General features: G+C 74.8%; 1 protein-coding gene. It reads left to right on the forward strand.

Annotated elements, in window-relative coordinates:
• Positions 1 to 18: 18 nt before the first annotated feature.
• Positions 19 to 1,490, forward strand: a 1,472-nt coding sequence (locus tag AC5RWX_RS33210; RefSeq protein WP_494100416.1) for a DUF222 domain-containing protein, incomplete at its 3' end; no start/stop codon positions are given.

The raw sequence follows: 1,490 nt of genomic DNA on the forward strand, positions 1-1,490 counted from the left end.
TCCGGGAAGGGCCGGCGGTTGCCGTCGCAGGAGGAGCGTGAGGCGGCGATCGCGTTGATTCTGGCGCGGATGAAGCCGGCCCGGACGGAGCCGGTGCCGGCGCCGGAGCGGTGGGCGGAGCCGGTGTTCGAGCCGGGCCCGGACCCGTACGCGGGGCTGGAGATCCCGCCGGCCCCGGAGGAGGAGCTCGATCAGGGGAACCGGGCGTACCGGGAGGACTTCGCGGCCTGGCAGCTCGACGACGACGGTGCCGACCGGCCGCCGGGGGTGGGTCCTGTCCCGGCGGAGTTCGCGGAGTTGCCGAACCTGCCCGAGGGCTGCTGGCTGCCGGAGGGTTTGTTCGATTCGAAAGCGAACGCGGACTATTACGCCGAACGCCTTCACACGCTGGTGGCGGGCGCGGAGCCGGCGGTGCTGCTGGCCACCCTGACCGGCTCCGGAACCCAGGGGTTGGGGTATCAGGAGACGGTGGAGCATCTGGCCGCGGTGCAGCGGGTGCGGTGCTGGCTGGACGGGCGGGAGGTGGCACTGGAAGCGCGGCTGGGCCGGGCCGCGCTGGCGCAGCTGCCGGCGCCGGGGCCGGGCTGCACCACCGTGAAGCAGCGGCAGCTGCTGGCCGCGACCTCCGCGGCCGAGGAGCTGGGCTGCCTGCTCGGCCTGCCAGAGCACCGGGCCCGCGCCAGGATGGACCAGGCCGCGGACCTGCACCGGCTGTTTCCCGCCACGCTGGCCGCGATGGCCGCCGGGGACCTGGACCGGGAGCAGGCCGCGGTCATTGTCGCCCAGGGCCGGTCGCTGCCGGAGGACGCGACCGCCGGGTTCGAACAGACCCTGCTGGCCAGGGTGCAGGGCAGGTCGCTGCGGTCGCTGCGGGACAAGGCCCGGCGGCTGCGCGAGCGCACGCACCCGGAAACCATCAGCCGGCGCCGCCGCAGCGCGGAACAGCGCCGGAACGTGGGCGTGGAACCGGCGCCGGACGGGATGGCGTGGCTGAGCGCGTACCTGCCGGCCGAGCAGGCCGCCGCGATCGATGACCGGCTCACCCGCGCCGCACGGCATCTGCGCGGCCAGGACGGCGAGACCCGGTCGACCGGGCAGCTGCGCGCCGATGTGTTCAGCGACCTGCTCGTGCACGCGGGCCTGGACGCCGGCCCGGCGGCCGGGATCCACGCCGAACCCGCGGTCACCGTCCCGGTGCTCTCGCTGCTGGGACTGAGCCAGGAGCCGGCGACGCTGGACGGGTACGGTCCGATCCCCGCCGACGCCGCGAGGCAGCTGTGCGCGGATGCGAAGTCGTTCTACCGGATCCTGACCCACCCGGAGACCGGGGCCAGGCTCTCCTACGGCCGCACCCGGTACACGCCGCCGGCCGACCTGGCCCGGATGGTGCGGAAACGGGACGAGGTGTGTCCATTCGCCGGCTGCCGCAAACACGGCAAGGCCTGCCAGATCGACCACACCCGGGCCTTCCGCGCCGACGGCGCCCAGGG

It is taken from the genome of Arthrobacter sp. SPT-J7, assembly GCF_059089965.1.